We start from the raw sequence: 2,937 nt of genomic DNA on the forward strand, positions 1-2,937 counted from the left end.
CTCCCGGGCACCCCTCGGCCGCGTAGCGCCACCGCCGCGCGGCCATCCCGCCGTCACCGGCCCCCCTGTCGAGCGGACCACGCCCGGGGCGGGCCCCACCGGAATCGGACCGAGGGGTTTCCCATGCTTGCCTTCGCACCACTGCACGACGTTGTCGGCGCCGCCGGCACGGCACTGTCCTGGCTCACCGATCTGCTCGAACCGCTGGCCGGCGGCGCGTCGACCGCCGCCGCCATCGTGCTGTTCACCATCGCCGTCCGACTGCTGATCTCGCCGCTCACCGTCGCGCAGGTCCGCGGTGAGCGACGCCGCGCGGCGCTCGCCCCCCAGGTGCGGGACCTCCAGCGGCGGTACGCCGACGACCCGGCGACGCTTCAGCGCGAGGTCTTCGCGCTGTACCGCGAGGCCGGTGCCAACCCGATCGCCGGCTGCCTGCCGTTGCTGCTCCAGGCGCCGTTCCTGCTGGTCCTGTACCGGTTGTTCAGCACCAGCGAGGGCGGCACCGGGTTGCTGGACGAACGGTTGGCCGGGGTGCCGCTGGGGCACCACCTCGCCGATGGGCTGGCCGGTGCGGCCGGGCCACTGTTCGGCGTCCTGCTGGCCGTGTTGCTCGCCGTGGCCTGGTGGTCGTCGCGGCGGGCCCGGCGCGCGGCGGCGGCGGTCGGCACGGTGGCCGGCACGCCCACCGAGGGGCCGGGTGCGGCCACGCTCGGCCGGCTGTTGCCCCTGCTGCCGTTCACCACGGTGCTGGTGGCGCTGGTGCTGCCGCTCGCGGCGGTGATCTATCTGGTGACCACGAGCGTGTGGTCGGCGGTGGAGCAGGCGGTGCTGCGTCGTCCACAGGCGGTTCCGTCGAGCGCGGACAGAGATCGACGTTGACAACTGTTTCGGCGGGACGTACAACTCTGAGAGAGCGCTCTCTCGACCCGTCCCCCGCAGAGAGGCACGTCCATGTCACCATCCTCGGCGGCCCCCGCCGCCCCGCTCGTCCGACGCCGGCTGCGGCTGGCCTCCGTCCTGCTCGTCGCCACCACCACCGTCCTGGCCGCGTCACGGTCACCGCGCAGGCGGCCGTGCCGCCACCCCCGGCCGGCTGGAGCACGGTCTGGAGCGACGACTTCACCGGCACCGCCGGCACCCTGCCGTCGGCCGCCAACTGGATCATCGACACCGGCCACAGCTATCCCGGTGGTCCGGGCAACTGGGGCACCGGCGAGATCCAGAACTACACCGCCAGCACCGCCAACGTCAGCCACGACGGTGGCGGCAACCTGCGGATCACGCCGCTGCGCGACAGCGGTGGCGGCTGGACCTCCGCCCGGATCGAGACCGTGCGCAGCGACTTCAAGGCCCCGGCCGGCGGCGTGCTGGCCATCGAGGGTCGGATCCAGATGCCGAACGTCACCGGCGCCGCGGCGGCCGGCTACTGGCCGGCGTTCTGGGCACTCGGCGCGCCCTACCGGGGCAACTACCAGAACTGGCCGGGCATCGGCGAGTTCGACGTGATGGAGAACGTCAACGGCATCAACTCGGTCTGGGGCGTGCTGCACTGCGGCGTCGCACCAGGTGGGCCGTGCAACGAGTCCAACGGCCTCGGCGCGTCCCGGGCCTGTCCGGGTTCGAGCTGCCAGTCCGCGTTCCACACCTACCGGTTCGAGTGGGACGCCTCGATCAGCCCGCAACAACTGCGCTGGTACGTCGACGGCCAGCTCTACCACACCGTCACGCAGAGCCAGGTCGGTGCGTCCGCCTGGTCGCAGATGACCTCGCACCAGGGCTACTTCCTGCTGCTCAACGTCGCCATCGGCGGAGCCTTCCCGAACGGGGTGGCGGGCAGCGGCACGCCGACCGCGGCCACCGTTCCGGGTCGGCCGATGCTCGTCGACTACGTGGCGGTGTACCGGCGCGGCGGTGGCACCACCCCGCCGCCCACCACCCCGCCGCCCGGCGGCACGACTGACGCGTACGCGCAGATCCAGGCCGAGTCGTTCAACGGGCAGAACGGGGTGCTCGTCGAGGCGTGCTCGGAGGGCGGGCAGAACATCGCCGCGCTGCGCAACGGCGACTGGGCGCGCTACGACAATGTCGAGTTCGGCTCCGCCACGCCCCGGGACTTCGTGGCCCGGGTCGCCTCCGGCGCGGGTGGCGGCGCGAGTGGCCTGGTCGAGGTGCGGTTGGACAGCCCGACGGCGAACCCGATCGGCAGCTTCGCCATCGGCAACACCGGCGGTTGGCAGAGCTGGCGCTCGGTGCCCGGCAACGTGGCCGCGGTGACCGGCCGGCACTCCGTGTACCTGACCTTCACCAGCGGTCAGCCGAACGACTTCGTCAACGTCAACTGGTTCACCTTCCGCCGCTGAGCGGACCGGCCCGGGTCGCCCGCCGCACGATTCCCGCGACGGGCGACCCGATCCCTGGTGTCGGCCCCCTGGACAGAAACAGTTAACTGTCTTAATAATTAGCGGCAACGTTGACGTCCATGGATGCCCATCCGGCCGGAGGGTCGCATGAAACGCTCCAGATCCCTTGTCCTGTCCCTCGTCGCCGCCCTCGCCGCGACCCTCGGCGCGGCCTGGGTGGCGCTGCCCGCGTACGCCGCCGGTCCCACCGCCAGCTTCGTCAAGACCGCCGACTGGGGCTCCGGCTGGGAGGGGAAATACACCATCACCAACGGCGGCAGCGCCACCATCAACGGTTGGAGTCTCGCCTTCGACCTGCCGTCCGGCACCACCCTCGGCAGCTACTGGGACGCGCTGCTCAGCTCCGCCGGCCAGCGGCACACCTTCACCAACCGGTCCTGGAACGGCACCATCGCGCCGGGCGCGTCGGTCTCCTTCGGCTTCCTGGCCACCGGCTCCGGCTCGCCCAGCGGCTGCCAGCTCAACGGTGCCGCCTGCGGCGGCGGCACCCCACCCACCACGCCACCGCCCACCCACC

The 2,937-nt window shown here is 72.3% G+C and carries 2 protein-coding genes and 1 pseudogene; all 3 read left to right on the plus strand.

Annotated features, from left to right (window positions below; genetic code table 11):
- Positions 1-123: 123 nt before the first annotated feature.
- On the plus strand, positions 124-879 hold the full coding sequence (locus JM949_RS35005; RefSeq protein WP_203152348.1) for a YidC/Oxa1 family membrane protein insertase: 756 nt from the start codon (positions 124-126) through the stop codon (positions 877-879).
- A gap of 72 nt (positions 880-951) precedes the next feature.
- Positions 952-2,360 (plus strand): annotated as a pseudogene (locus tag JM949_RS35010) (carbohydrate-binding protein).
- Between the two features lie 147 nt (positions 2,361-2,507).
- A partial coding sequence (locus JM949_RS35015; protein ID WP_203152349.1) for a cellulose binding domain-containing protein occupies positions 2,508-2,937 on the plus strand: 430 nt, incomplete at its 3' end.

Origin of the sequence: Micromonospora tarensis, from assembly GCF_016803395.1 — a bacterium.
In the GTDB taxonomy this organism is placed as follows: Bacteria; Actinomycetota; Actinomycetes; order Mycobacteriales; family Micromonosporaceae; genus Micromonospora; species Micromonospora tarensis.

Bases quoted from the DNA above. Each gene is read 5' to 3' on its own strand.
- JM949_RS35005 (WP_203152348.1), top strand. From the start codon at position 124: ATGCTTGCCTTCGCACCACTGCACGACGTTGTCGGCGCCGCCGGCACG.